The sequence below is a fragment of the Streptomyces pseudoechinosporeus genome (genome assembly GCF_054783935.1).
The window spans coordinates 1-1,130 of the sequence record NZ_BAAGPS010000037.1; the positions used below are offsets into that span (position 1 = coordinate 1).

Here is a 1,130-nt window from a genome sequence, read left to right on the forward strand (position 1 = left end):
GCGAAACCATGCCTGACCAGCAAGAATCAAACGATCACGTTCGGTTGAGATACGGCTTCTGAGACCGCGCCACCCATCGGGCGCTCAAGCGGAACGCTCAAGAGGGCCCGGCCAAGCCGGAGACCCCTCGCCTTCGGCGACCTCTGCCTCGAAGTGGGTCTGGGCGCGATCAAGTGCTTCGTCCGCATCGCAACCATGCACCCGCAACCAGTGAAGGAGGTCCGCGATCACATCGATTGCGGCCTCCTCCGCAACGGCTACGCTCAACGTGCTCGGAGCTGCCGTGCGCGGGAGTCGGGCGGCGCCGTAGAGCCCGAGCATGGCCTCGGCTCTCGTCACGCGCGCACCACCGCAATGCCCCTGAGGAGACGACAGCCCAGTCGCCAGCTCGCACCAGGTCACCTTCCGATCGCCATGGAGCTGGACACCCCAGCGGTCGGCGATGGCGTCGACGAGGGCCATGCCTCGTCCGCCCTCGGAGTCGGAGCCCGCGTGGACGAGGGTGGGCAACGCGCGCGTATCGGGGTCGTGGACCTCGATACGCAGGTGCGTACCGCTCATCGACACCGCGAGCGTGGTCGGAGTGCCGAGGCCGACGTGCGTGATGACGTTGGCGACGAGTTCGCTGACGCAGAGTTGGGCGCTGTCGACGATCTCGTGCAGGCCCCAAGTCCCCAAGTGCAGCCGCATGATCCGGCGCAGGGCGGCCACTTCCTCGGGCTCAGCCGTGAAGTAGAGGTCCCACGGCTTTCGCGGCATGCACATTGTCTGGATCACACTCGCCCCTCTCACGGAGTTATCCACGCCACACGCAGAGTGGCGATGCTCGTAAGAATGAGGGCGGCGCATCCCGTCGTGCAATGTGCACGGCGGGATTCCCACTATTGAGTGATTGGCAAGCACCCCCCTTGGCACCGAGACTGAACCCCGGTTACGAGAAGGGTGTTTGGGGATGGCAGGTTCACCGACGGCACGCCGTCGTCGCCTCTCGATCGAGCTGAAGAAGCTGCGCGAGGCGAATGCCCTGACCTGCGCCCAGGTCGGTGCGGCGCTGGACTGGAGCGGCTCTAAGAAGCCGTATCTCAACCGATCATGGAACGCGTGGGTCGAACAGGTTTCCCGCCGGGGTG

Annotated in this window: 1 protein-coding gene; it reads right to left on the reverse strand. The window is 65.5% G+C overall.

The window, feature by feature from the left end; genetic code table 11:
- Window positions 1-84: 84 nt before the first annotated feature.
- Complete coding sequence (locus ACYVO6_RS32440) at window positions 85-759, reverse strand: ATP-binding protein (protein ID WP_461067456.1); 675 nt, start codon at window positions 757-759, stop codon at window positions 85-87.
- Between the last annotated feature and the right edge of the window lie 371 nt (window positions 760-1,130).